This window comes from Mangrovimonas sp. YM274 (genome assembly GCF_030908385.1).
Taxonomy (GTDB): domain Bacteria; phylum Bacteroidota; class Bacteroidia; order Flavobacteriales; family Flavobacteriaceae; genus Mangrovimonas_A.
Genome location: NZ_CP133091.1, coordinates 3,286,002 through 3,311,496 on the forward strand (window position 1 = coordinate 3,286,002; position 25,495 = coordinate 3,311,496).

At 39.0% G+C, this 25,495-nt stretch carries 23 protein-coding genes; 19 read left to right on the top strand and 4 right to left on the bottom strand.

All coding sequences use genetic code 11. The features are described from left to right. The first annotated feature begins 81 nt into the window (after positions 1-81). From RBH95_RS14410 to RBH95_RS14470, 13 genes are all read left to right on the top strand, one after another. Positions 82-1,173, top strand: a complete 1,092-nt coding sequence (locus RBH95_RS14410; protein ID WP_307900268.1) for an FUSC family protein — start codon at positions 82-84, stop codon at positions 1,171-1,173. A 224-nt stretch (positions 1,174-1,397) separates the two neighbouring features. Further along, entirely contained in the window at positions 1,398-1,793 is a 396-nt protein-coding gene (locus tag RBH95_RS14415) for a DUF1801 domain-containing protein (protein ID WP_307900269.1), read from the top strand. A 193-nt stretch (positions 1,794-1,986) separates the two neighbouring features. Next, positions 1,987-3,564 carry a sulfatase-like hydrolase/transferase gene (locus RBH95_RS14420; protein WP_307900270.1) on the top strand — a complete coding sequence of 526 codons (1,578 nt, stop codon included), beginning with the start codon at positions 1,987-1,989 and terminating at the stop codon, positions 3,562-3,564. A 245-nt stretch (positions 3,565-3,809) separates the two neighbouring features. Then, complete coding sequence (locus RBH95_RS14425) at positions 3,810-4,040, top strand: hypothetical protein (RefSeq protein ID WP_307900271.1); 231 nt, start codon at positions 3,810-3,812, stop codon at positions 4,038-4,040. 4 nt (positions 4,041-4,044) lie between these two features. Then, positions 4,045-5,070 (top strand): HAD family phosphatase, encoded by a 1,026-nt coding sequence (locus RBH95_RS14430; RefSeq protein WP_307900272.1) that lies wholly within the window; start codon positions 4,045-4,047, stop codon positions 5,068-5,070. A gap of 60 nt (positions 5,071-5,130) precedes the next feature. Further along, on the top strand, positions 5,131-6,711 hold the full coding sequence (locus tag RBH95_RS14435; RefSeq protein WP_307900273.1) for an arylsulfatase: 1,581 nt from the start codon (positions 5,131-5,133) through the stop codon (positions 6,709-6,711). A 99-nt stretch (positions 6,712-6,810) separates the two neighbouring features. Then, complete coding sequence (locus RBH95_RS14440; protein WP_307900274.1) at positions 6,811-8,361, top strand: arylsulfatase; 1,551 nt, start codon at positions 6,811-6,813, stop codon at positions 8,359-8,361. A gap of 61 nt (positions 8,362-8,422) precedes the next feature. Next, positions 8,423-9,241, top strand: coding sequence for a hypothetical protein (locus RBH95_RS14445; RefSeq protein WP_307900275.1), 819 nt, complete (start codon positions 8,423-8,425; stop codon positions 9,239-9,241). Positions 9,242-9,254: 13 nt separating this feature from the next. Continuing rightward, positions 9,255-9,446, top strand: a complete 192-nt coding sequence (locus tag RBH95_RS14450; protein ID WP_307900276.1) for a hypothetical protein — start codon at positions 9,255-9,257, stop codon at positions 9,444-9,446. 140 nt (positions 9,447-9,586) lie between these two features. Beyond that, positions 9,587-10,810, top strand: coding sequence for a BamA/TamA family outer membrane protein (locus tag RBH95_RS14455; RefSeq protein WP_307900277.1), 1,224 nt, complete (start codon positions 9,587-9,589; stop codon positions 10,808-10,810). 33 nt (positions 10,811-10,843) lie between these two features. Beyond that, a complete protein-coding gene (locus RBH95_RS14460) occupies positions 10,844-12,586 on the top strand; it encodes an amidohydrolase (protein WP_307900278.1) in 1,743 nt (580 codons plus the stop codon). Positions 12,587-12,782: 196 nt separating this feature from the next. Further along, entirely contained in the window at positions 12,783-13,670 is an 888-nt protein-coding gene (locus RBH95_RS14465) for a hypothetical protein (protein ID WP_307900279.1), read from the top strand. Between the two features lie 37 nt (positions 13,671-13,707). Continuing rightward, the gene (locus tag RBH95_RS14470; protein ID WP_307900280.1) at positions 13,708-14,961 is read left to right on the top strand and encodes an OprO/OprP family phosphate-selective porin; all 1,254 of its coding nucleotides are present in this window, start codon (positions 13,708-13,710) and stop codon (positions 14,959-14,961) included. Positions 14,962-14,981: 20 nt separating this feature from the next. Here RBH95_RS14470 and RBH95_RS14475 read toward each other — a convergent pair whose 3' ends face one another. Together RBH95_RS14475 and RBH95_RS14480 are read right to left on the bottom strand one after the other, a co-directional pair. Beyond that, positions 14,982-15,572 (bottom strand): hypothetical protein, encoded by a 591-nt coding sequence (locus RBH95_RS14475; protein ID WP_307900281.1) that lies wholly within the window; start codon positions 15,570-15,572, stop codon positions 14,982-14,984. A 172-nt stretch (positions 15,573-15,744) separates the two neighbouring features. Beyond that, positions 15,745-18,381 (bottom strand): valine--tRNA ligase, encoded by a 2,637-nt coding sequence (locus RBH95_RS14480; protein ID WP_307900282.1) that lies wholly within the window; start codon positions 18,379-18,381, stop codon positions 15,745-15,747. A gap of 274 nt (positions 18,382-18,655) precedes the next feature. Here RBH95_RS14480 and RBH95_RS14485 point away from each other — a divergent pair, with 274 nt between their 5' ends. Beyond that, the gene (locus tag RBH95_RS14485; protein WP_307900283.1) at positions 18,656-19,081 is read left to right on the top strand and encodes a DUF1573 domain-containing protein; all 426 of its coding nucleotides are present in this window, start codon (positions 18,656-18,658) and stop codon (positions 19,079-19,081) included. Between the two features lie 47 nt (positions 19,082-19,128). Here RBH95_RS14485 and RBH95_RS14490 read toward each other — a convergent pair whose 3' ends face one another. Continuing rightward, positions 19,129-20,424, bottom strand: a complete 1,296-nt coding sequence (locus RBH95_RS14490) for an aspartyl protease family protein (RefSeq protein WP_307900284.1) — start codon at positions 20,422-20,424, stop codon at positions 19,129-19,131. Positions 20,425-20,580: 156 nt separating this feature from the next. On the opposite strand from RBH95_RS14490, the gene RBH95_RS14495 reads away from it, so the two are divergent. The 4 genes from RBH95_RS14495 (at position 20,581) to RBH95_RS14510 (ending at position 24,377) form a co-directional block, all read left to right on the top strand. Next, positions 20,581-21,771, top strand: coding sequence for a pyridoxal phosphate-dependent aminotransferase (locus RBH95_RS14495; protein WP_307900285.1), 1,191 nt, complete (start codon positions 20,581-20,583; stop codon positions 21,769-21,771). Continuing rightward, positions 21,772-22,785, top strand: coding sequence for a UDP-N-acetylmuramate dehydrogenase (murB, locus tag RBH95_RS14500; RefSeq protein ID WP_307900286.1), 1,014 nt, complete (start codon positions 21,772-21,774; stop codon positions 22,783-22,785). 229 nt (positions 22,786-23,014) lie between these two features. Continuing rightward, positions 23,015-23,545, top strand: a complete 531-nt coding sequence (locus tag RBH95_RS14505; RefSeq protein WP_307900287.1) for an RNA polymerase sigma factor — start codon at positions 23,015-23,017, stop codon at positions 23,543-23,545. 10 nt (positions 23,546-23,555) lie between these two features. Beyond that, positions 23,556-24,377 carry an anti-sigma factor gene (locus RBH95_RS14510; RefSeq protein WP_307900288.1) on the top strand — a complete coding sequence of 274 codons (822 nt, stop codon included), beginning with the start codon at positions 23,556-23,558 and terminating at the stop codon, positions 24,375-24,377. Positions 24,378-24,425: 48 nt separating this feature from the next. Here RBH95_RS14510 and aqpZ read toward each other — a convergent pair whose 3' ends face one another. Continuing rightward, the gene (aqpZ, locus tag RBH95_RS14515; protein WP_307900289.1) at positions 24,426-25,121 is read right to left on the bottom strand and encodes an aquaporin Z; all 696 of its coding nucleotides are present in this window, start codon (positions 25,119-25,121) and stop codon (positions 24,426-24,428) included. Between the two features lie 165 nt (positions 25,122-25,286). Here aqpZ and RBH95_RS14520 point away from each other — a divergent pair, with 165 nt between their 5' ends. Then, the gene (locus RBH95_RS14520; protein WP_053975984.1) at positions 25,287-25,490 is read left to right on the top strand and encodes a membrane or secreted protein; all 204 of its coding nucleotides are present in this window, start codon (positions 25,287-25,289) and stop codon (positions 25,488-25,490) included. Positions 25,491-25,495: the final 5 nt, after the last annotated feature.

Consider the following 25,495-nt stretch of genomic DNA (forward strand, 5'->3'; position numbering starts at 1 on the left):
AGGAACGCTGAAAGTGAATCGCTTCCACTTTTGCTATCTTTGCGCTTTACTTTCCACATCCTTTAGGAAACTCGAAATTTAATGGCATTAAAAAACACCATCCATAAGGAACTGGAACAATTGGTAACCCTAAAGGATTCCACAAGAACTTGGCACACCCCAATGCTAACCGCCATCTGTGTTGGATTTCCTTTACTGGTAGGATTGTATGTTGACAATCTTCGCTATGCCCTTATTTCTTGTTTAAGTGGTTTGGTCATTCTTTACCTTCCCAGTTCGGGGTCGTTTACCAATAGAATTACCACCTTATTAGTTAGCTCATTTGGGTTTATGGTATCCTTTGCTTTGGGGCAGTTTTTTAGTTTTTCCCCTACGATTGCGGTAATTGTATTTGGGCTGTACTCCCTCATCGTGCATTGGATCATTCTCTACTATAAAACGGCTCCCCCACGGAGTTTCTTTTTTATCATGATCCTTTCCATTTCCATTTGCCAGCCTTTCAACTTAAGTACCATTCCTACCAAAGTTGGTTTGGTTGGTTTGGGCACCATGTTTTCCTGCACCTTGGGACTGGCCTATATTTTATGGTTATCGGCCACCCAAAAAATAACACCACAGAATGCCCCTGTCCCCCTGCTTAAAAAAAATACCTATGCCGATTTTTGGGAAGCCATCATCACTGGAGTCATCATGGCCATTTCTTTGGCCTTAGGCTATTGGCTAAAACTTGAAAACCCCTACTGGATTCCTATTTCCTGTGGTGCCGTGATGCAAGGCGCCTCCCTTTATCATATTTGGCAGCGTACTTTCCAACGTATTTTGGGCACCTTTTTAGGACTTTGCCTGTGTTGGCTATTATTACACATAGCCAACACCCCTTTAATGCTTTGCCTGTTCATCATTGTTTTACAATTGATCGTAGAATTGCTCATCATTAGAAATTATGCCATGGCCGTGATTTTCATTACGCCTTTGGCCATCTTTCTTTCGGAAGCTGCCAATCCCATCATCAACGACCCCAATGCACTTATCACACTTCGCTTTTGGGAAATCCTTATTGGCAGTATTTTGGGCGCTATTGGTGGTTGGTTGTTGCACAAGGAAAAACTACGCTATGCCAGCATTCGAGGGCTTAAAAAACTTGGCGACCAAATAGAGCAGAATATCTCCTAAGAAAGAAAATTGGTATCTTTAAGATTGATTATTCACCAAATAAAAAATGACCAAAACCGTCAATTCGAGTGACATTTTGAAAAAATGTTGTATCGAGAATTAATTTGCCTCCAATAATACAATTGGTTTCGATACAATGGTTCTCAATAGCTTTCGAAAAATCAGGCAACCTGACGAGGTATTATCATGAACATGAATGTCATAGATAAAAAACTTGCGAAGCCATGCTACAGAAAGACATCCAAAACTACAATGCTCAGCAAAACGAAACAGACCAAGAAATCTGTCATGTACTGGCTACCATCATTGATGCGCAAATGCCTGAAGCCGAAAGCAAACTATGGCATGGACACCCTGTTTGGTTTTTGGAAGGCAACCCCATCGTGGGCTATAGTAAACAAAAGAAGGGATTGCGTCTGATGTTTTGGAGTGGTGCCGATTTTGAAGAACCTGATTTAAACATTCTAGGTGGAAAATTTAAAGACGCCTCCATTTTCTATAATTCCACAAATGACATCGATATGGAAACTTTAAAACGGTGGCTGGAAACCTCCAAACACATTCAATGGGACTATAAAAATATTCTAAAACGAAAGGGGCGTTTGGAACGATTAAAATAGTCTTCCCAAAAAACTTCTCAAACAAATGCAATCAATTCATTTTCAATTATTAATACTTTTTTTTTGTTCAAAAATAATCCTACATTTATATAGCCTCAATTTGTTTCTTTTGGCTACTAAATATATGGTCTTTTAATTAGTCTACGCCAAAAGACATTCACCTAAAAAGCTATTAACCGTAATATTATTTAAAATGAAAAAAAGTATTCTTACAGTATTTCTTTTGGCACTCTGCTGGAATATGAATGCGCAAAAAATCAGCATTTTTGATGAAACCGTTGTCGAAAAAGAAAACATGGAACCTGCAATTCCGAGACCGGAACAAGAAAATATTGCATCACAAAAGTTAAAAGACTTTTCCAATAGATCCAAGAAGAAGCCGAATGTGCTCATCTTTTTAGTGGACGACTTAGGCTGGGGAGATATTGGCTGCAATGGTGGAGGGGTAGCCGTGGGAGCCCCCACCCCAAATGTAGACAAATTGGCTAGAGAAGGGAAGCGCTTTACATCCTTCTACTCCACCCCAACCTGTACTTCATCGAGAGCCGCACTAATGACAGGAAGGCAACCCATTAGAAGCGGTCTCACAAGACCTCTGTTAAGCGGAGACAAAGTAACCACAAACCCTTGGGATGTAGAGGTAACACAGGCAAAACTATTATCTTCGGTAGGTTACAAATCGGCCTTGATTGGAAAATGGCATATTGGGGAAGCCGAGAATATGTTACCCCATGAGGTAGGCTTCGATTATTTTTATGGGCTTCCAGCCGTACAATCGGATTACACACAATTCTTGGTTGAGCGTCAATATTCTGACATGATCAACAACAAAGAACTCCATGACAAAGCGTTTCAGTTACAACCAGAAGGGCTTCTTATGGGACGTAAAGGAGGTGGGCGTTCTGTTGGTTTCGAAATCAAAACTATTGAGGAATTACGGCAGATAGACGAAAAACTCAAGGACGAGTCTATAAAATTCATCAAGGAAAACTCAGGCAAAAATCCTTTTTACCTAATCCACTCCTTTACTGCCATTCACAATGACACCTATTGTGGCGAGGATTATATTGGAAAAAGCCCTGCTGCCATGCCAGTAAAAGATGCTATTTTACAAATGGACCACATTGTTGGAGAAATTATGCAGGCCCTTAAAGACAGTGGAGAATTAGAAAACACCTTGGTGCTGTTCACTTCAGATAATGGTGCCAATGAAGATGTGTTTCCAGATAGCGGTTACCACCCTTGGAAGGGAGGAAAAGGCACCACTTGGGAAGGTGGGGTTAGGGTACCTCTCATTGCCTATTGGAAAGACATGATTGAACCAGGGCAAGAAACCAACGAATTGATTGATCTAACCGACCTGTATATGGTCTCCTTACGACTAGGTGGAGTGATGAACCAACTTCCGAACAATCTATATTTTGATGGCATAGACCAAACCTCTTACCTCTTGGCTAAAGACGGACGCTCTAAAAGACAGTGCGTATTTTTATGGAACGGCACCGATTTTTGTGCCATGCGATGGAAAGACTACAAAGTACATTTCCAAGTATTCGACATTAAGGAAACGAGAAGAAACATTGATGCCACTAACCTATCCAGAATTGGTACCGCACCATGGTGCTACAATCTAAATGTAGACCCCAAAGAAATGGGAAGCGAGGGACACCGCTATTTCGAATGGGGCATACCTGCAGTAAACGCGTTTAGGATGCGCCATTTGGCCACAATGAAAAAATACCCCAACACCGACATTGGTCTCGGGCTCTAAAACTTAAAAGGCTACCTTATTGGTAGCCTTTTTATATTTAGGAGCTTAAACCAAAGTTCCAAATTCCCTTTATTAAGAAAAACCAACAATTTCAAAAATAACTACGGAAGTATTCTTTTTTAAAGGAAGAATTCGTACATTAGTAACTGATTGATAGCGAATAAAATACCCCTATAACCTTAACACTTTACCTACAGATCTAGGCAAGGCCTTATCTGTAGTACCATTAACTAATAAGTGCATTAATGTTGAAAGAACTTTCTTATCAATCGTTCCCTAACAGTTTTTCAGCTTTGGGATCCCACCCCAACCACCTTTGGTTGGAAGCTCATAGTGCGATATTCCCGCACATTCATCTGTCCTCACAAACATCATATTCGAAAGGCATTAAAAGCTGTCAAAACGATATTAATTCACCTAAAAACACCAGTCTGTCTGCCACAATTTCGTCAATAGCCCAACCTAAAAACCATTAAAACTATGAGCCCTTTCAAAACCCTTCCATTAGCCCTATGTTTCTTTGTAATTACAGCATTTAAAGCAGATGTTACAACAGCTGTTTCCAATGCTGAAACCGCTGCCCAAAAAGACCCACTACCCTCTTGGAATGACGGAGCTGCAAAAAAGGCCATCATAGCATTTGTAAGCAATGCCACCAATAGCAAAAGCTCTCAGTTTATTCCTGTAGAAGACCGCATTGCCACTTTTGACAATGACGGGACCCTATGGAGTGAGCAACCTGCCTATTTTCAACTGTTTTTTGCCATAGATCGTGTAAAAGCCATGGCGAAGGACCATCCTGAATGGAAAAACCAACAACCCTACAAAGCCATTTTAGAAAATGATATGGAAGCCTTAAAACAAAGTGGCATGAAGGGCATTTTACAAATAGTGGCAACTACCCATACCGGCATGACCACTGATGAGTTTGAAGCCGTTGTGAAATCCTGGGCCAGTACAGCCAAACATCCTACCAAAAATGTGCCCTACACCGATATGGTATTTCAGCCCATGCTAGAATTATTACACTATTTAAGAGCCAACCAATTTAAAACCTATATCGTTTCTGGTGGAGGCGTCAACTTTATGAGGGCCTTCTTACCCAGCATTTATGGCATTCCAGAAGAACAAATTATAGGAACACGATTTAAAACCGAGTGGATTAATGACAGTGATAAGCCAATCATCAAGGTCTTGCCAGAATTGGAATTTAATGATGATAAAGAAGGAAAACCACTGAACATCCAGAAAATCATTGGTAAAAAACCAGTGTTTGCCGCAGGGAATTCCGATGGGGATTTGCAAATGCTGCAATGGACAGCCTCCAACAAACTTAACAGTTTTATGCTTTATGTACACCATACCGATGCCGACCGCGAATGGGCCTATGACAGAGGGTCGCATATTGGAGGATTGGACAAAGGACTGGATGAAGCTACCAAACATGGCTGGACCTTAGTGGATATGAAAAAGGACTGGAAAGTGATTTATCCAAGATATCAATAACCAAACATCATCAATCAAAAATGGCTATTAAATCAATTAGTAATATATAAACCAGAAATTATGAGCAATTTTTTTCGCAAGAAGACCATTCTCCCAATACTGCTCTTACTGCCGCTATTGGGATGGAGCCAGCAAAAGCCAAATATTTTAGTGATTTGGGGAGATGATGTAGGCTGGCAAAACGTAAGCGCCTATGGTATGGGCACTATGGGCTATACCACGCCCAACATTGACAAAATTGGAAATGAAGGCATCAAGTTTACCGACCATTATGCACAGCCTAGCTGTACGGCCGGTAGGGCTTCCTTTATCACAGGACAATACCCAATACGAAGTGGAATGACTACCGTTGGTCAACCTGGTGATGTGCTTGGACTTCAAGCAGCTTCTCCTTGTTTGGCAGAAGTATTGAAAGCCGAAGGTTACGCTACGGGACACTTTGGTAAAAACCACTTGGGGGACCGTAACGAACACTTGCCGACAGCCCATGGCTTTGATGAATTTTATGGCAACCTGTATCACTTAAATACTCAAGAAGAGGCTGAGCAACGCGATTACCAAAACTTCGCAGAAGCCTATTCAGGCAATTTGGAAGATTATGAAAAGAAATTTGGAACCCGAGGGGTAATCCATTCTTGGGCTACCGATAAAATGGACAATACCGAAGATCCTCGTTTTGGTAAAGTGGGCAAACAACGTATTACAGATACAGGACCATTAACCCAAGAGCGCATGAAGAATTTTGATGCAGGGGAAGTGATCCCTAAAGCAGAAGACTTTATGAAGCGTGCCAAAGCCGATGGCAAACCATTTTTTGTGTGGTTGAACACTTCCAGAATGCACCTATACACCCGTTTAAATGACGAATGGCGCTATGCTGCTGAAAAATACACTTCAGAGGCTGACCTTTACGGTAGTGGGATGTTACAACATGATCATGACGTAGGCTTGGTTCTAGATTTTTTAAAAGCCAACGGCATGGACCAAAACACCATTATTTGGTATTCTACCGATAATGGTCCAGAACACAATTCATGGCCACATGGAGGCACCACCCCTTTTCGAGGCGAAAAAATGGGAACCACCGAAGGAGGTGTAAGAGTACCAAGTATGGTTATGTGGCCTGGCGTACTAAAACCAGGTCAAGTTTTAAATGGTATCCAAGCCCATATGGACATGTTTACTTCTTTGGCTGCTGCTGCCGGAGTACCAAATGCTGCCGAACGCATGATGAAAGAGAAAAAACAATACATCGATGGGGTTAACAACCTGCCGTATTGGAAAGGACAAAGTGAAAAATCGGCGCGGGATATGTTCTACTATTACTACGAAAGTAATTTGAATGCCGTGAGGATGGGCCCTTGGAAATTCCACTTTATTTATAAGGAAACTTACTATGGTACAGCTGAAGCAAGAACAGCTCCATTAATTTTTAACTTGAGGATGGACCCTTTTGAAAGCTATGATACCGAGGATGCCTATGGGCACCTTATGCAAAAGGTTTCCTGGTTGATGGCCCCAATGGGAGAACAGATGAACGCTCATATTAAAACCTTGATGGACTATCCGCCTGTTCAAGGCGGTAAGAGTTTTGACATGTCTTCTGTAATGGATAATGTCGTCAAGAAAGGACGTGATTAGTTCTTCGTTTATAAAAAAACTATGCTAAAACAAATGGCCATAAGGCAACCTCCAAAATACACAGAGGTTGCCTTAAAGGCCTAAAAAAAACAAAACATCATGATCATTTTTTCAAAAAAGAGGACCATACTTTCAATACTGCTTGCACTGCCGTTATTGGGATGGTGTCAACAAAAACCAAACATTTTAATCATTTTTCCTGACGATGTTGGCTGGAGTAATGTTAGTGCATATGGCAACGGAGTAATGGGTTATAACACTCCTAATATTGACCGAATAGCACAAAACGGCATCATGTTTACTGAACACTATGCACAACCATCATGTACAGCAGGTCGCGCAGCTCTTATTACTGGCCAATATCCAATTCGCAGCGGTATGACCACCGTTGGGCGACCAGGTGCCGAATTAGGATTAAAAAAAGAATCTCCCACATTGGCCGAAGTTCTAAAAGGACAAGGATACGCTACAGGTCAATTTGGAAAAAATCATTTAGGGGACAGAAATGAGCACCTACCAACTGTGCATGGATTTGACGAATTCTTTGGGAACCTTTATCACCTCAATACACAGGAAGAATACCAACAAATGGATTATCCTCAGAATCCCGAATATTTCAAAAACCATGGTACGAGAGGTGTACTACACACATGGGCAACAAATGTGGATGACAATACCGTTGATCCGAGGTTTGGTAAAATAGGCAAACAAAAAATTGAGGATACGGGGCAGTTATCAAGGGAAAGGATGGAAACAGTTGACGAAGAATTCAAGGTAGCTATGATGGATTTTATTAAAAGATCCCAGAAAGACAACAAGCCTTTTTTTGCTTGGTTTAATCCCAGTAGAATGCACATGTTTACCCGATTAAAAAAGGAGAGTCGTTATTTAGCTTTACCATATACTACAGAACATGATTTTTATGGTAGTGGAATGATCGAACACGATATGATGGTTGGCGATATTTTGGACGAATTGGAAAAAATGGGACTGCTTGAAAACACAATTGTAATTTATTCTACGGATAATGGCCCAGAGCATAGCGCAAGAACACATGGAGGAACAACCCCTTTTAGAGGAGAAAAAATGACTACATATGAGGGAGGTGTAAGAGTTCCTACCTTGGTTATGTGGAAAAAACAAATTGAAGGAGGTAGAAGGTTACAAGGCATCCAGGCTCATATGGACCTATTCACCACATTAGCTGCAGCTGCTGGTGTTCCAGATGTCGCTCAAAAAATGAAAAACGAGCGAAATCAATATATAGATGGGGTAAACAACCTTGACTATTGGTTGGGAAAATCTGACAAAAGTAATCGTAATAATTTCATCTACTATCATGAATCAGACATTCGTGCGGTTCGAATAGATCAATGGAAAATGCATTTTCAAACTAGTGAGAACTATTACGCTCCTTATGTCAAGCAAAAATTCCCTACTATGTACAATATTCACTTTGACCCTTATGAAAGTTTTGACAATTTGACTGACCAATCAGACATGTTGCAGCGCAAGCAATTCATTAATGAGCCTATGCAGGAATTACTTGCTGAACACATTGAGTCATTAGTTAAATACCCACCAGTTCAAGAGGCTACAAGTTTTGACTTTTCGGAGATAATAAAACAATTACAGGCAGGAAAAGAATAGCGCTATTAATTTTAGACCTAAAAGTCAAGTTTGATACAAGTTTGTAAAAAACCAAAACCTTATGAAACAGTTTTATAGAATAGGATATCTTTTACTATTGTTATTGTCAATAAGTGTCACCGCCCAAGAAGCTAAAGCCCCAGCTTCAACAGGCGGTCCTTCTGCTGAAGATTTGGCCAAACAATTGGCCAATCCAGTAGCCAATCTTATTAGTGTGCCTTTTCAAAATAACTTCGAGTTCAATGTGGGCCCGAATGAGGGATTTCGATACAACCTTAACATTCAACCTGTATTGCCATTTACCCTCAATGAAGATTGGAACCTTATTAGTAGAACCATCGTCCCTTTTATCACCCAAAATGACGTGTTTTATGATGGTAGCTGTGCCAATGGTGTGGGAGACATTGCCCAAAGCTTTTTCTTTTCTCCCAAAGCTCCAACTAAAGGGGGGCTTATTTGGGGAGCAGGTCCTATATTCCTATTGAATACGGCTATGGAAGATGCCTTTGGCGCCAATACTTGGGCAGTAGGACCCAGTGCCGTAGCCCTAAAACTTAATGGCCAACTTACTTATGGAGCATTAGCAAACCACATGTGGTCCTATGCTGGTAAGGGTGAAGATATTAGCGCTACTTTTCTCCAACCATTTTTTACCTATGCCACGCCTAATGGAGCTTCATATACGATAGCCTCAGAAAACACCCAAAGTTGGCTCAATGATAAATTTGGAGGGTTTATAGGTGTGTATTATGCCAAAGTGGTACAGATATCCAAACAGACAGTACAACTGGGAGGCGGCCCAAAAGTTTATTATGGCAATAACCCTTTGAATCCAGAATTTGGGTTTCGGGCTAACGTCATTTTATTATTCCCTAAATAAACAACATACAACAATGAAACAGATCCTTACATACATTATCATTTTCTTTGTGTTTGGGTCTTTACATGCCCAAGAAGAACCTGATTTAATGGGCTTGGATAGTACAGTGGATTCTACAAGTCAAATTATGTACAATGACCATACAGTAAGCTACCCCAATTGTAGTTTGGACAAGATTGGCCCTTATAGCAAGTGGCATATTTAACATTTACTTATCTCTAAAAATGAAAGGCCTTCACAAAAACTTGGATAAAATTTCCAAAGAGGTAAAAGATAAATACGAAGAAGTAAATAAAATGGTACAATCGGAACTTAGAAAGTAAATTAACCCAAAAGCTTGAAACCATGAAACAAAAATTATTAATCATCCTATTATTTACATTCTTGGGAAATATTTATGGACAGAACAATAATGACACCCCAAATTCGAAGGATAATAAAAAAATAAAAATCATTTGGCTTCCTGTTTTGGCTTCCAATCCTGCCAACGGATTTATGTTTGGTGTCGCACCTTCATCCAACTGGCTTATAGGACCAGCAGAAACCACCAGCTATTCGTCCGCATTGGGGACTTTGATTTACACTACTAAAAAACAATTTTTATTTTTTCTAAAGGGCTCTGTGTATTTTAAAGACAACAAAAGCATTTTAATGCAGGACGTGCGATACTTTAAAACCTCACAACCAACCTATGGCCTGGGGACTGGAGATGGATCTAACACCTTAGCGAGTGACGGTTTTGAATATGAAGACGGTAATTACAGTGCAGGGATAGACGAAGCTCAAATGATGAAATTCAACTTTTTCAGGCTTTACGAGACTTATTTTAAACGTGTAAATGACAAAGGTTTTTATCTAGGATTGGGATATCATTTGGATATTCATTCAAATATAGAAGACGAATTGTTAGATCAAGAATCAGATCCGCAGGTAATCACTAGCCACTATGCCTATTCACTTAAATACGGTTTTAATCCTGAAAAATATACGCTCTCAGGGGTTTCTGCAAACGCCCTTTACGACACGCGCGACAATACTGTAAGTCCGTACAAAGGCATGTATGGTTTGGTTACTCTAAAAGTTAACCCAAAATGGTTAGGGAGCTCCAAAAGCTCAAGTACTCTTTGGACAGAATATCGCACTTATTTCAATTTAAAGAAAGAAAGGCCAAGAAATTTACTTGCCGTTTGGGCCTACGGAAATTTTCTGCTTGGAGGCGATTTACCTTATATGGATTTACCTGCTTTGGGATGGGACCAGTTTGGGCGTTCGGGTAGAGCTTATCCCCAAGGTAGATTTAGAGGGCAATCTATAGTATATACAGAGGCTGAATGGCGATTTCCTCTTCAAAGGGAAAAAGAAAGATGGGGAGGCGTTCTGTTCTTGAACGGCACTTCGGCCACAAATAAAGATGCAGATATCAATATGTTTGAAAACATAAATACTGGTTATGGACTGGGTGTTAGATTTATGTTAAACGAAAAATCTAGAACCAATATCTGTTTAGATTACGGCTTCGGAAACAATGGTGCACATGGATTTTATTTAAGTGTGAATGAAGTCTTTTAATTAAACACAAACTACAACCTAAATACTATAAGAATGAAAAGACTAGCACTAATTTCCCTTACGACGGTATTATTAATTACTTCCTGTCAAGATAAAAAACAAAAGGTGACGCCTGTTGCGGAACCCTATCTGCTAAAGCAAACCATATATTATGGTGGAGACATTTTAACCATGGAAGGCGATGAACCACAATATGCAGAAGCTGTAGTACAACGCGAAGGCAAAATTGTTTTTGTAGGCACCAAAGAGGAGGCCTTAAAACAATTTAAAGGAAAGGCAGAAGAAGTTGATCTTCAAGGCAAAACTTTACTTCCTGCATTTTTAGATGGCCATGGGCATTTTTACAATGTAGGTTTTACAGCCATGTGTGCCAATATATTGCCACCACCCGATGGTCCTGGTGCAGACTTTAATTCTGTAGTGGAAACATTAAATGAATACAAGGAAACAGAAACTGGCAAATATGTTTTGGACAAATTGGGGTGGATCCTTGGTAACGGTTACGATGATTCCCAATTAACAGAAAAAGACCATCCGAAAGCTTCCGATTTAGATAAAGTAAGTACAGATATTCCTGTTATAATTATTCATCAATCAGGGCATTTAGGAGCAGTTAATAGCAAAGCATTAGAGGTTATGGGCTTTACTTCTGCAACCAAAGACCCGGAGGGAGGTGTAATTAGAAGGGATAAAACTGGAAACCCCAATGGTGTATTGGAAGAAGGTGCGTTATTTAAGGTTGTGTTTCCCATTTTGGCCAAAGTAGATGATGATATGGCAGCCAAATGTATTAAGCAAGGTCAAGACGAATATGCAAAAAAAGGCTATTTAACAGCTCAAGATGGAAGAACAACCGTAGAACAGTTAGCGGCCTTAAGAAAAGCTGCAGATGCAAATGCCTATTATATTGATGTAGTTGCCTATCCCGATATAACTTTGGGGACCGAACAAGTTACCGAAGGAAATTATACCCCAACACACCAATATAAAAATAAGTTTAGATTAGGAGGCGTAAAGCTAACTTTAGATGGATCGCCACAGGGTAAAACCGCTTGGCTTACCAAGTGTTATCATGTAAATCCTGAAGGTAGAACAGGATGTTATGTTGGATATCCTATCATGGACGATGATAAAGCTACGGAGTATGTAAAAACAGCCTTTAAAAATAAATGGCAAATCTTGTGTCATACCAATGGGGATGCTGCTATTGACCAATATATAAAAGCGGTAACTGCCGCTGAAGAAGAATATGGTTATGATGATCATCGCACTGTTATGGTTCATGGTCAAACTTTACGTAAAGATCAAATTCCTAAGTTGGTGGAATTAAGTATACTTCCTTCTTTATTTCCTATGCATACATTTTATTGGGGAGATTGGCATGTAGAGTCTGTATTAGGAGAACCAAGAGCCGATTATATTTCTCCTTGTAGAGATGTTATTGATGCAGGATTAACCATTACTTCACACCATGATGCTCCGGTAACCTTCCCGAACTCGATGCGCGTACTCGATGCCACGGTCAATCGCGTTACACGAAGTGGAAAAATATTAGGGCCAGACCAGAGAATTACAACTTACGAAGGTTTAAAAACGTTAACCGATTGGGCCGCCTACCAGTATTTTGAAGAAAATAGAAAAGGAACCTTGTCTGAAGGAAAACTTGCCGATTTTGTTATTCTGGATAAAAATCCGCTAAAAATAGATCCGTTAAAAATTAACACTATTGAAATTCTAGAATCTATAAAAGAAGGAAAATCTGTTTATAAGAAATAATAAACCTCGATACTTGCTACCGTCTATTCAGTAGTAGGTGTTATTGAATAATAATGAAACGATATTCTCACATAGCCCATATTTATGTATATTTTTTTACCAATAGTAGTCATTTCAAGGGGGACGCCCTAACCTCAACATGGCATTTAGTTAAATATTTAACCAAGCAATTGCTTACCCCTTAACAAAAAAACTTATGAAACAGACCCTCATAAATGTTGTCATTATCTTAATGTTTGGGTCTTTACATGCCCAAGAAGAACCTGATTTAATGGGCTTGGATAGTACGGTTGATTCCACTGGTCAAACTATCTATACTGACAATACCGTAAGGTATCCAGATTGGAGATTGAAACGTTTTAAGATTTCTGCTGGCTTGTTTTTTCCTTTGAACGATACCGAAGTTAGAGTGGGCAGCACCAATTTTGATGACTTTGGAACCACCATTAATTTGGAAGACGATCTAGGCTTTGATAAAACTACCTTTTCCTTCTATGCCAATGCCGAATGGCGTATTTCCAGACGCTCTAGATTAGCTTTGGATTTCTTCTATTTAAACCGAAAATCGACCTATACTCTAGACAGAGAAATTGAATTTGGCGACAATGTATATCCCATAGATGCCAATTTGGAAGCCTATTTCAATATGAACATATATAGACTGTATTACAGTTATACTATCTTTGCCAAACCCAAATATGAAATTGGCGCCTTGATTGGTGCCCATGTGTTGTTTACCGATGTGGGCATTAGGGCCAATTCCGGAAATCTGGAAGCTGAGCTCAATGACAGTTTTGATTTTATAGCCCCCGTACCAGACATTGGAATTTGGTTTGACATCCTACTTTCACGTCGGTTTTCCGTATATGCCAATATCAATTATTTGGGCTTGACCATAGATAATATTAAGGGACGAATTTTCAGCTCAAATGTCACTCTAGCCTATAAATTATACAAAGGTTTGAGTTTAAAGGCAGGCTATACTGGCTTAGACATAAAAGTGGAAACTACCAGGAAACATTTAGACGGCTACTTTAAATGGGGATACAATGGCCCCACCCTTACGGCTAATTTTGCTTTTTAGTCCTCCTAATTTCCTAAAACAAACAGACCTGAAAAGAATGACGGCCAAACTAAGATTCATAACAACATTCAACTTACCAAGTCTTAAGTTTGGTTTTATTCATGCATTCATCATCACCTATTTTTTCTTTAACCACAATACATTCGCTCAAGAAGAAGCTCCCAAGGATTCCCTTCCTAAATGGCGCATTGGTTATAGCAGTAAAGGCTTTGAATTAAAATCTAGTGACGACCTTTATAAATTACAGATACAAAGTCGGCTTCAGTTTCGATTTGCCACTCCAGATGACCAAGACCCCATCACCTTTGATGACTACGATGAAGAAGGCACCCACCTTTTTAAAATTAACCGTGCCCGCCTAAAAGTTGGTGGAAATGCTTACAAAACTTGGTTGAAATATTATTGGGAATACGACATGGTAAATTCGAACCTGTTAGACTTTAGGGTGATGATTGAAAAGTGGAAATGGCTCAGTTTGAAATTTGGACAATGGAAACTGGAATATTCCAGAGAACGGCGCATTAGTAGTGGGGAACAGCAATTGGTTGATCGCTCCATCATTAACCGCCCCTTTACTGTAGACCGTCAGCAAGGCGTAGAGCTATACGGTCGATTGGATGGAAAAAAACTGTTGGACTTTAGTTATTGGGTGGCGGTTCTCACGGGTACCGGAAGAGGTAACAACAGTAATGACGATGAACATTTAATGTATTTTGGACGATTGCAATGGAACCCGCTTGGGGAAGATATGGGCTTTGAAAGTACCGATATGGAATATCATGACAAACCCGCAGCTATCATTGCCATTGCAGGAGTTACCAACAGAAGCCCATATACCAGATTTTCCTCTTCGGGAGGCGGTGAACTCCTTGGCTTTGAAGATGCCGAAAACGGACAGTACAGAGTAGAACAATACAACTTGGAGACCGCTTTTGTTTATAAGGGAATAACTTGGCAAAGTGAATGGCACCATAAAAGAATTAAGGATATGCAAAACGAAGTTCCAGATAGACTATTGAAAGGATACTATCTACAAGCAGGATACTTTCCGCAAGGCGCCATTTCATGGTGGCCAAAACCACTGGAAATTGCCACCCGTTATTCTTCCTATGTTCCAGATTCAGAGTTAGACCAAGACCATCAAGATGAATTCTCTTGGGCCATAAATTGGTTTTTTAAAGGCCATAAAAACAAACTGACTGCGGAATTGAGTCACTTTGATTATGAACGATTTGACCGGCAAGTTGATGAAAAATGGCGTTTCAGAGTACAGTGGGAAGTATCCTTTTAAGCAAGCCTTAAAAACTACTTCTAGAATTTCAAACCATATACAAAGCCTAGACCAAAAATGTCATACACATCCTTGTAAATATAGTTGAACCCCACAGATAGCTCCCAATTATGTTTTTCCAAAAGTATAAACTCCGACCCCAAACGGACAATCCACAAGGTTTCATGGGCATCGGTTTCAATACCGCCACCCAAGGATACAGTCCATCTAGGCAAGGCCTCCCAAGTAGCTGCTACAGACAATACCGTAGCATTTTCACGTTCCAGGAAATCGCCTTTTTCATTTTCAACATGTAAATTCACAATTTCCACATCGTTATAGGTCCCTATGGCCCAGCGTTCAGATAGCCAATATTCATACGAAAACCCAAAGGTTGGCGCTATGATGACTTCCTTTTCACCGGTATCAATGTCCCGCCCTTCAGGAACCCAAGAATACCCTGCATAGAATGCCAATTTATTACGACGGAAAGGTTCTTCTTCCTCAAACTCCCTTTCCACCTCAGCTTCAAAAGTTTCTTCTGCTTCCTGGGCAAATACGGGAACCGACAAAAGCAACATACCTAGTCCCCATATAGTTCTCATCATTCCTAATCGTAATATTGTATCCATAAACGCCTTTATTTTAAAGTTAAAACACTGAATATTAACACTTAAAGTTACGCAATTTAATTTATTCGAGAACTTTTTTATTTACCGAAGAGATAAGTCCATAAAAAAACCTGTCCGATGGCATCGGACAGGTTTTAATTTGTTTTATAATATTAAGGAATATCCTTTTCTACTATTGCAAACTCGCCAAACTAGCTTTTAACGTTTCAATTTTAGCTAAAGCATCTGCTTCTTTTTTCTTTTCTGAAGCGACTACCTGTTCCGGGGCATTACTTACGAAACGCTCGTTAGATAGTTTTTTCTGAACCGACTTTAAGAAACCTTCCGTATAGTTTAACTCTTCTGTTAATTTTTTAATCTCTGCTTCTACATCGATACTTCCGGCCATTGGCACAAAATACTCATTCGATTTTACGCGGAATGTCAAAGCTCCCTCAACGGCTTCATTTACATATTCAATCGCTTCCAAGTTTCCTAACTTTTGAATGATCGCATCGAAGGTTGTACTGGTATTTCCGTTGTTAATTACGGAGAAACCAATGGCATCTTTAAAGGCTATGTTCTTTTCCTTTCTAATATTTCTAATTCCTGAAACCACTTCTGAAGCAAAATCGAACTCAGAAATTAACGTGTCGTTTATTGGTTTCGCCTCTGGCCATTTTGCCACAATTAAAGCATCCTCCGGTGTACGTTCTGCAATATAATGCCAGATATCTTCTGTTAAGAATGGCATAAACGGATGCAGAATTTTCAAGTTATCTTCAAACGCAGCGATTAATGCCTTATAAGTTGCGACATCTACCGGTTTTTGGTACGCTGGTTTTACGATTTCTAATAACCATCCAGAGAAATCATCCATAATCAATTTGTAAATCGCCATTAACGCATCGCTTAAACGGTATTTACTAAAATGATCTTCGATTTCAACTAATGCTTTTTGGAATTTAGACGCATACCAGTCTAGAGCTATTTTACTAGATTCTGGCTGCGGAATGGTTTCATCTATTTCCCAACCATCAATCAATCGGTAGGCATTCCAGATTTTGTTTCCAAAACCTTTTCCTTGCTGACATAAGGCTTCGTCGAACAATAAATCGTTACCGGCAGCACTACTTAACAGTAATCCTACACGAACTCCATCAGCACTATATTCTTCAATCAGCTTTAAAGCGTCTGGCGAATTCCCTAAGGACTTACTCATTTTACGACGTTGTTTATCGCGGACAAGCCCTGTTAGGTATACATTATTGAATGGTTTTTCGCCTTTATACTCGTACCCAGCAACAATCATTCGGGCCACCCAGAAGAATAAAATATCTGGCCCTGTCACCAAATCATTAGTTGGATAGTAGTATTTAATATCGTCATTTTCAGGATGGCGAATACCGTCGAATACGCTCATTGGCCACAACCAAGAAGAGAACCAAGTATCTAAAGCATCGGTTTCCTGACGTAAATCTTCAGCTTTTAAATTTGTATTTCCTGTTTTCTTCTGAGCTAAAGTTAAAGCCTCTTCTGCCGTTTCAGACACTACAAAATCCTCTTTACCATCGCCGTAATAATACGCAGGGATTTGTTGCCCCCACAATAACTGACGAGAAATATTCCAATCGCGGATGTTCTCCATCCAATGGCGATAGGTGTTTTCAAATTTCTTTGGGAATAATTGAATATCGTTATCTTCGCCTAAAACCGCTTCAATAGCTGGTTTTACCAATTCTTCCATTTTCAAAAACCACTGATCGCTTAAGCGTGGTTCGATAACGGCCTTTGTACGCTCTGAGGTTCCTACTTTATTTACGTGCACTTCAGTTTTCACCAAAGCTCCTATTTCCTCTAATTCTTTAGTAATTGCTTTACGTACCGCAAAACGGTCTTGACCTTCATAATGCAAACCGTAACTATTAAGCGTGGCATCATCATTGAAAATATCAACTACTTCTAAACTGTGCTTATCACCTAAAACTTTATCATTTTCATCGTGAGCCGGCGTTACTTTTAAGCATCCTGTACCAAATTCAACATCAACATACTCATCCTCAATAATCGGAATCACACGACCACAAATTGGTACAATGGCCTTTTTACCTTTTAAATTTGTAAAACGCTCATCGGTCGGGTTGATACAGATAGCGGTATCTCCAAAAATAGTTTCAGGACGCGTGGTTGCAATGGTTAACACATCGTCGCTACCTTCAATTTTATAGTTTAAGTAATAAAGGTTCCCTTGCTTTTCTTCGTAGATTACCTCTTCATCAGACAGGGTAGTTTTTGCTTCCGGATCCCAGTTTACCATACGGTAACCACGGTAGATATAACCTTTGTTGAATAAGTCGACAAATACCTTAATTACGGCTTCAGACATATCATCATCCATCGTAAACTTGGTTCTATCCCAATCGCAAGAACAGCCTAATTTTTTAAGTTGTTCTAAAATCACACCTCCATATTCATGCGTCCAATCCCAGGCATGCTTTAAAAATTCATCGCGAGATAAATCGTTTTTATCAATACCTTGTTCCTTCAACTTTGCCACAACTTTAGCTTCGGTAGCAATTGAAGCATGATCCGTACCAGGCACCCAACATGCATTTTTACCCTGTAAACGTGCACGACGAATCAATACATCCTGAATCGTATTGTTTAACATGTGCCCCATATGCAACACACCTGTAACGTTTGGTGGCGGAATTACAATGGTATAAGGTTCTCTTTCATCAGGTTCTGAATGAAAATAATTGTGTTTCATCCAGTAATCGTACCACTTACTCTCTACCTCTGTGGCTACATATTTTGTTGGAATTGCCATATCCTAAGTATCTTATTTCTGTATTTTTTAACTTTCAAAGGCAATCATTAGAGGAATTTTAAATTAAAAATCCCGTCTAAAAACATAGCCTTTGGTACTGTTTTTGTGTATGAACTGACAAAAGTACTTATATTTCTTTTTTCGTGAAATTATTAGACCAAATAATCCCCTTGTTTTAAGCTTGCTGAGCGTTAACAATACTGTAATACGTCTAATTAATTTTGCTGAATGGTAAAAAGTGAGTAGTTTTGACTATCAATTTAAATTTTAAGTGATGAAAAATTTAGTACTGATTTTATTTGTAGGCCTAGTGAGCCTTGGTGCCATGGCACAAGAAAAAGTAGCTAAGATTGAATTTAAGACCACAACCATAGACTACGGAACTATTGAAAAGGGATCGGATGGTGTGCGTGTATTTGAATTTACCAATACAGGTAATGCGCCTTTGATTATTTCTAATGTAAAATCTACTTGTGGTTGTACTGTTCCTAAAAAACCAGACGGACCAATTATGCCAGGTGAAACTGGAGAAATCTCTGTTAAATACGACACTAAAAGAGTAAACCCAATTAGAAAAACCATTACCGTAACATCTAATGCAGATACCCCTACGGTAGCCTTAAAGATAAAAGGTTTAGTAGTTGACTCTAGTAAAAATAGTGTTCTTGAGAAAAAGGACAAAAGTGTTATGGAACAATAAAACACGCTACTTACACAAACTAAAAAACTCCCTACATAGGGAGTTTTTTAGTTTAATAGGCTTTCTAACTTAAACTTAAACACCATAGACTGGCCTTCTCGATCCACAACCAACTTAATTGTGGTTTCCTCCTCATCGCAAAATCGTTGGCTCAACTCCTGTAAGCTCATAGTATGCGTCCCTTTGTTGTTAATAGATAGGATAACATCTCCAACCAACAACCCCGCTTTGTAGGCTGGCGAATCCTCTCGCAACTCTACTATAGTATAAGCGGGCTTCAAAGCAAACTTATAAACTGTATTGAACATAACTCTATTAGAGACCTCTTTCTCGTTTCTTTCATTCACATAATCAAATCGAGGTTCTTCCTCCTTAATTACCCTTACCCCATTTTGCTCTAAAACAATCCCACTTTTATTATACTGAAACGGCTTTTTGAAATTTCCATTCTTCTTTATGGTCATTTTAAAATTGTGGTAGTCCAAAACGATATTGAAGCGTTTGAGCAGTTCTCCAGAAATACTACCATTACGTTCCTTAAAATTTCGCGCCTCAGAAATAGCTACGGAATCAGGAAAAGCCACATTAACCCGTTTTAGGTCGAAACCGCTAAGGGTAAATCTTTTTACCTTGGAACGTTTGCCATGGATATTTCCACTGAGTCCTTTCCCCAAAAAATCTTCAAAAAAATTATCATCCCTAGGCAGTAACTGTTGCGAAGTATCCTCAAAAAGCCAAAGTGCATCACTACTTCCTGTATCTACCAATAATTTCACTGGAATTTCCGAAGAATCTATGCACACCATGGCATCTATATAGGGCTTGTTTTTATATAAAATTAAATCTAAGGTCTCACAGTTTCTACATTTTTTATACGTGTAGGTTTCGGGTCTGTGTAGCTTTAAATACTTAGCATTGTAATTGATTTCTACAATAAAATCCTTAAAAATATCATACCCAATAATACCATGAACACTTACCCCTAGCCTTGGTGTAAAATTTATGGAGTCGTCAAATACCACATAAATATCTTGATTAACATTAACGGCATCTCCTATTTTAAGTCTATTATGGTTAGACTTTAAGGCCTCGACATCGCCATCGCCACCAAGCCCCCTAAGGTAAATGCGCTCTCCGTTTTTGATGTGTAAGGAATCTGAAATATTGAAAATATTGAATAGAATAGGCTTGCTAACCCCAGAGTCTAACAAAAAAGACAATTCTACCCCATTCACCTCCACAGGAACGATAATTAAGTTATTTATTAGCTGAAATTTAACCTTACAATTATCTCGGGAAGGCATGTTGAAATTACCCTGGGCATAAAGGTTTATACCCAGCATTAAAAAACACCATATAAAAACCCTTTTAATTCGCATATTAACTAATTGACTATATACAATTTACAACCTTTTGAGATATTATCATTTTTTAGGGTTTGTTTTTAAAAAAACTTTAAGATAATTTTCAGACCTTTGCGCTTTAAAATCAAGAATAAAATGCCATCTATTTCGAAAAAAGGGCATGCAATGCCTGAATCCCCAATACGAAAACTTGTTCCTTATGCAGAACAAGCCTATAAAGACGGAAAAACTGTATACCACCTAAATATTGGACAACCCGATATCAAAACCCCTGAAATTGCACTAGATGCAGTGAAGGTTCACTCTTTGGATATCTTGGCCTATACCCGTTCTGAAGGATCGGAAGGATACCGTAAAAAAATTGCAGCCTATTACGAGAAGAACGATATTCACGTTAAACACGACGATATCATTGTAACTACCGGAGGAAGTGAGGCCCTAATGTTTGCCTTTGGAAGCATTATGGATCCAGACGATGAAATTATTATCCCTGAGCCTTTTTACGCCAATTATAACGGGTTTTCAAATGCGTCAGATATTAAAGTAGTTCCTGTTATTTCTAAAATAGAGGACAATTTTGCGCTACCAGCCATCGAGGAGTTTGAAAAACTGATTACTCCAAAAACCAAGGCCATTTTGATTTGTAACCCAGGAAATCCAACAGGTTACTTATATTCTAAAGAAGAAATACAAAAGCTAGCCCAGATAGTTATCAAGCATGATTTATTTTTAATTGCAGACGAAGTTTACCGTGAGTTTGTTTACGACGGCAATGCATTTTACTCTATCATGCAAGAAGACAGCATCAAGGACCACGCCATTATGATTGATTCGGTTTCTAAGCGCTATAGTATGTGCGGTGCCAGAATTGGTTATTTGGTTTCAAGAAACAAAACGTTTATTCAAACTGCTTTAAAGTTTGCACAAGCACGTTTAAGCCCTCCTACTTTGGCTCAAATTGCCAGTGAAGCCGCTTTAAACACTCCTCAGAGCTACTTTGACGATGTTAATGAAGAATATGTGCACCGCCGCAATACCCTTATCCGAGAATTGGAGCAAATAGAAGGCGTAAAAGTAGCCAAGCCAAATGGGGCATTCTATTGTATAGCTGAATTACCAATAGAAAATGCTGATGATTTTGCACAATGGCTTCTGGAAAAGTTCGACATTGATGGAGAAACTGTAATGGTAGCCCCTGCAGCAGGGTTCTACTCTACTCCAGGGGTTGGCCGCAATCAAATACGTATTGCTTACGTACTTAATGAAAACAGTCTTGTAAAAGCTGTTCATATCTTGAAAGAAGCTCTAAAAGTTTACAAAGGCTAAATGCTTGTACAACACCATATATCTCTAAAACCCTACAACACTTTTGGAATCGATGTGTCTGCTCACAACTTCGTTTCTGTGTCCTCACTTCAAGATCTCAAAAGTGTTTTGGCTAATACCCAAACTAAGCAACCTTTTATTTTAGGAGGAGGAAGCAATATGCTACTCACCAAGGATATAGAGGAATTGGTAATCCATGTTAACCTAAAGGGAATAGAAATAATTGAAGAACAGAACGATTATGTTTTGGTTAAGGGCAATGCTGGCGAAAATTGGCACGAGTTTGTTTTGTGGTGCCTAGACCATAATTTTGGAGGGATTGAAAATCTTTCCTTAATTCCTGGTAATATCGGCACCGCTCCCATTCAAAATATTGGAGCCTATGGTGTTGAGCTGAAAGATGTCTTTGAAAACTGTGAGGCTATGGACATTGCTACCCAAGAACTTGTCACTTTTTCAAAAGAACAATGTCAATTTGGGTATCGGGAGTCCTATTTTAAAAATGAAGCCAAAGGTCACTACATCATTACAAGCGTCACACTAAAATTAACAAAAGGCAACCACAAACTACACACCGATTACGGTGCTATTATGGCCCAATTGGCAGCAGATAACATATCAAAACCAAGTGTTAAGGACATTTCCAACGCTGTAATTGCCATTAGGGAAAGTAAACTCCCTAATCCTAAGAAAATTGGCAATAGCGGTAGTTTTTTCAAAAACCCTGTAATTTCAAAACAACAATTTGAGCAATTAAAAGAACAGTTTCCCAACATACCAAGTTATGTCGTTTCTCAAGATGCCATAAAAGTGCCGGCAGGTTGGCTTATCGAAACTGCTGGCTTTAAGGGTAAAGCATTTGGATCTTACGGTGTTCACAAACAACAGGCTTTGGTGTTGGTAAATTATGGAGGCGCTAAAGGCGAAGATATCTTTGAGCTTGCAAAGCTGATACAAGACACTGTCAAACGTCTTTTTGGAATTTCTATTGAAATGGAAGTCAACATTATATAAAAGAAGCCCCGATCTCTCGGGGCTTCTCTTCTATAGTAAATGTAATTGTGCTATTAACCTTTATCTGTTTAGGAAAGAAAACATTTTAACTATAGTATCTTTTAAAAGCGTTTCGACAATGTTTGTAATAGTAATATTTTGCTATTTTTACTACCTTTATTTATATACGTTTTAAAGAATACTTTTAGATGTAATTAAAGTACCCTTAAAACCTTAATACAGAAACCTTTTGAGCACATCTATTGAGCAGAATATTGTCGAACTTTTAAAAAAAGAAGACAAAGCCGCCATAAATTTACTCTATAAATATTATAGCGATAGTCTTTATGGTGTCATATTGAAGGTTACCAACGACGAAGAACTTGCACAGGACGCTTTACAGGAAACCTTTGTGAAAGTTTGGAAAAACGCTAAGAAATACGACCCCAAAAAAGCCAAATTGTTTACTTGGCTCTACCGAATTGCCAGAAACACAGCGATAGACAAATTGCGAAGTTTCAATAATCGGTTTGAAAAGGAAGTCCAAATCGATCAATCCAACGTATATATATTACCAACAGCAAGTTTAAACCAAGATGTCCTTGATTTGAAAGAGCACGTTGGCAGATTGGACGAAAAGTACCAAATCGTACTGAAAGCCTTATTTTTTGAAGGCATGACGCAACAAGAAGCCAGTGAAGAACTGGATATTCCGTTAGGTACCATAAAGTCTAGATTAAAAATTGGACTTAGAGAATTGAAAAAACTTTATGTTCATTAACGCAAAAGCAATGGAAACAACATTACAATCTTTCTTGAAGTCTGACCTATTGGATAAATATATCCTAGGGACAGCAGATGCTTCGGAGATTTTAGAAGTAGAACACTTTATTTCCAAATACCCAGAAGCCCATGACGAGTACATTAGATTGCAGGACAATTTAGAAATCCTAGCCAAATCCAATGCTGTAGAAGCTCCCAAGTTCATTTTGGATTCCATTCACAATACCATTGAAAAGGAAAACACCAAAAAAGAAACCCCAGTTATCAGTTTAACACACACTGAAGTGAGACGCAAAAAAAGTTGGTACCGCTACAGTATTGCGGCCAGTATTGCGGCCTTCATTTTTGCCAGTGCCGCCTTTTTACTGTACCAACAAAACATCCTTTTAAAACAGGAAAACCAAGTAGTTGTTGATGAAGTTTTTGATTTAAGAAACGACATTGAAAACAACAACCAAAAATTGGACAACCTTATGAGGCAGTTTATGAAGTTGAACAATCCAGAAACTGAAAAATATGTATTACGCGGTAACGACAGAGCAAAAGATCTTAAAACAGTAGCCTATATCAATGCCGAGGATAAAACCTCTATGATTGATGTGGTATCCTTACCACAACTGCCTGAAGATCAAACCTATCAAATTTGGGCAGAATTACAAGGAAAAATGGTTAACTTAGGTATTTTGGATGCATCAGACCGTAAGCTGAAACCTATCCCTTATATGGAAGACGCCCTAGGACTAAGTATCACTATAGAACCTAAAGAAGGGCATGGAAATGCCGCTTCTGCCGAAAATGAGGTTGCAGAAATTTCTTTGAAAAACAAATAAGTTACGAACAACTAAAAAAAAACGCCTTGGACCATCCAAGGCGTTTTTTTATGCTATTTCCGACTTATCAAATAGTGTTTTATGAATAAACCCAGCCACTATTGCTCCTAAAATAGGTGCCACCCAAAACAGCCACAATTGTGAAATATAAGGGCCTGTGGCAAATAATGCCTGACTGGTAGAGCGGGCAGGATTAACCGAGGTATTGGTAATGGGGATACTTATCAAATGAATTAAGGTTAAGCCCAACCCTATCGCAATTGGAGCAAATCCTTTTGGAGCTCTCTCATTGGTACTTCCCAAAATAATCAACAGGAAAAATAAGGTTAGTGTAAATTCAGCCACAAATCCAGATATCATGGAATACCCCCCTGGGGACAACTCCCCATAACCATTGGCTGCAAAACTGCCTACATCCGTAAAGTTTGGTTGTCCGGACACAATAACATACAAGACACCTGCTGCCGCAATACCCCCAACAATTTGAGCCCCTACATACCCTACCAATTCCTGAGCAGAAAATTTACCTCCGGCCCACAGCCCAATAGTTACAGCGGGATTGAAATGCCCTCCGGATATATGCCCTACTGCAAAGGCCATTGTTAATACCGTAAGCCCAAAGGCCAATGCAACACCAGCAAAACCAATTCCTAATTCAGGAAAAGCAGCTGCAAAAATAGCACTCCCACACCCTCCAAAAACCAACCAAAAGGTTCCAAAAAATTCAGCGAATATTTTTTTCATAAGTTATCTTATTAACAGTTAGCGTTTTAAATTTAACATTATTTTTCGTTCCCCGTAACCCCAAAGCTTAAAATAACATCCTTACCCCTCAACAATTGTTAACATCTACCCTAAGAATTAGTCAATTTAAGCCAAAATCTTTACCTTTGCAGAAACCTTTTACGCATGAAATTGTTACTAATTACACTAATCCTTTTAGGGTTGGGAATTGCAGGAATTGCTATAAAAATATGGGCTAAAAAAGATGGTAAATTTGCCGGAACTTGTGCTAGCCAAAACCCAATGCTCAACAAAAGCGGTGAAGCTTGTGGTTTTTGCGGAAAGACCCCAGACCAATTTGATAACTGCAACGAACCTCAACACTCCTAATTTTT

Bases quoted from the DNA above. Each gene is read 5' to 3' on its own strand.
- RBH95_RS14410 (WP_307900268.1), top strand. From the start codon at position 82: ATGGCATTAAAAAACACCATCCATAAGGAACTGGAACAATTGGTAACC.
- RBH95_RS14415 (WP_307900269.1), top strand. From the start codon at position 1,398: ATGCTACAGAAAGACATCCAAAACTACAATGCTCAGCAAAACGAAACA.
- RBH95_RS14420 (WP_307900270.1), top strand. From the start codon at position 1,987: ATGAAAAAAAGTATTCTTACAGTATTTCTTTTGGCACTCTGCTGGAAT.
- RBH95_RS14425 (WP_307900271.1), top strand. From the start codon at position 3,810: ATGTTGAAAGAACTTTCTTATCAATCGTTCCCTAACAGTTTTTCAGCT.
- RBH95_RS14430 (WP_307900272.1), top strand. From the start codon at position 4,045: ATGAGCCCTTTCAAAACCCTTCCATTAGCCCTATGTTTCTTTGTAATT.
- RBH95_RS14435 (WP_307900273.1), top strand. From the start codon at position 5,131: ATGAGCAATTTTTTTCGCAAGAAGACCATTCTCCCAATACTGCTCTTA.
- RBH95_RS14440 (WP_307900274.1), top strand. From the start codon at position 6,811: ATGATCATTTTTTCAAAAAAGAGGACCATACTTTCAATACTGCTTGCA.
- RBH95_RS14445 (WP_307900275.1), top strand. From the start codon at position 8,423: ATGAAACAGTTTTATAGAATAGGATATCTTTTACTATTGTTATTGTCA.
- RBH95_RS14450 (WP_307900276.1), top strand. From the start codon at position 9,255: ATGAAACAGATCCTTACATACATTATCATTTTCTTTGTGTTTGGGTCT.
- RBH95_RS14455 (WP_307900277.1), top strand. From the start codon at position 9,587: ATGAAACAAAAATTATTAATCATCCTATTATTTACATTCTTGGGAAAT.
- RBH95_RS14460 (WP_307900278.1), top strand. From the start codon at position 10,844: ATGAAAAGACTAGCACTAATTTCCCTTACGACGGTATTATTAATTACT.
- RBH95_RS14465 (WP_307900279.1), top strand. From the start codon at position 12,783: ATGAAACAGACCCTCATAAATGTTGTCATTATCTTAATGTTTGGGTCT.
- RBH95_RS14470 (WP_307900280.1), top strand. From the start codon at position 13,708: ATGACGGCCAAACTAAGATTCATAACAACATTCAACTTACCAAGTCTT.
- RBH95_RS14475 (WP_307900281.1), bottom strand. From the start codon at position 15,572: ATGGATACAATATTACGATTAGGAATGATGAGAACTATATGGGGACTA.
- RBH95_RS14480 (WP_307900282.1), bottom strand. From the start codon at position 18,381: ATGGCAATTCCAACAAAATATGTAGCCACAGAGGTAGAGAGTAAGTGG.
- RBH95_RS14485 (WP_307900283.1), top strand. From the start codon at position 18,656: ATGAAAAATTTAGTACTGATTTTATTTGTAGGCCTAGTGAGCCTTGGT.
- RBH95_RS14490 (WP_307900284.1), bottom strand. From the start codon at position 20,424: ATGCTGGGTATAAACCTTTATGCCCAGGGTAATTTCAACATGCCTTCC.
- RBH95_RS14495 (WP_307900285.1), top strand. From the start codon at position 20,581: ATGCCATCTATTTCGAAAAAAGGGCATGCAATGCCTGAATCCCCAATA.
- murB (WP_307900286.1), top strand. From the start codon at position 21,772: ATGCTTGTACAACACCATATATCTCTAAAACCCTACAACACTTTTGGA.
- RBH95_RS14510 (WP_307900288.1), top strand. From the start codon at position 23,556: ATGGAAACAACATTACAATCTTTCTTGAAGTCTGACCTATTGGATAAA.
- aqpZ (WP_307900289.1), bottom strand. From the start codon at position 25,121: ATGAAAAAAATATTCGCTGAATTTTTTGGAACCTTTTGGTTGGTTTTT.
- RBH95_RS14520 (WP_053975984.1), top strand. From the start codon at position 25,287: ATGAAATTGTTACTAATTACACTAATCCTTTTAGGGTTGGGAATTGCA.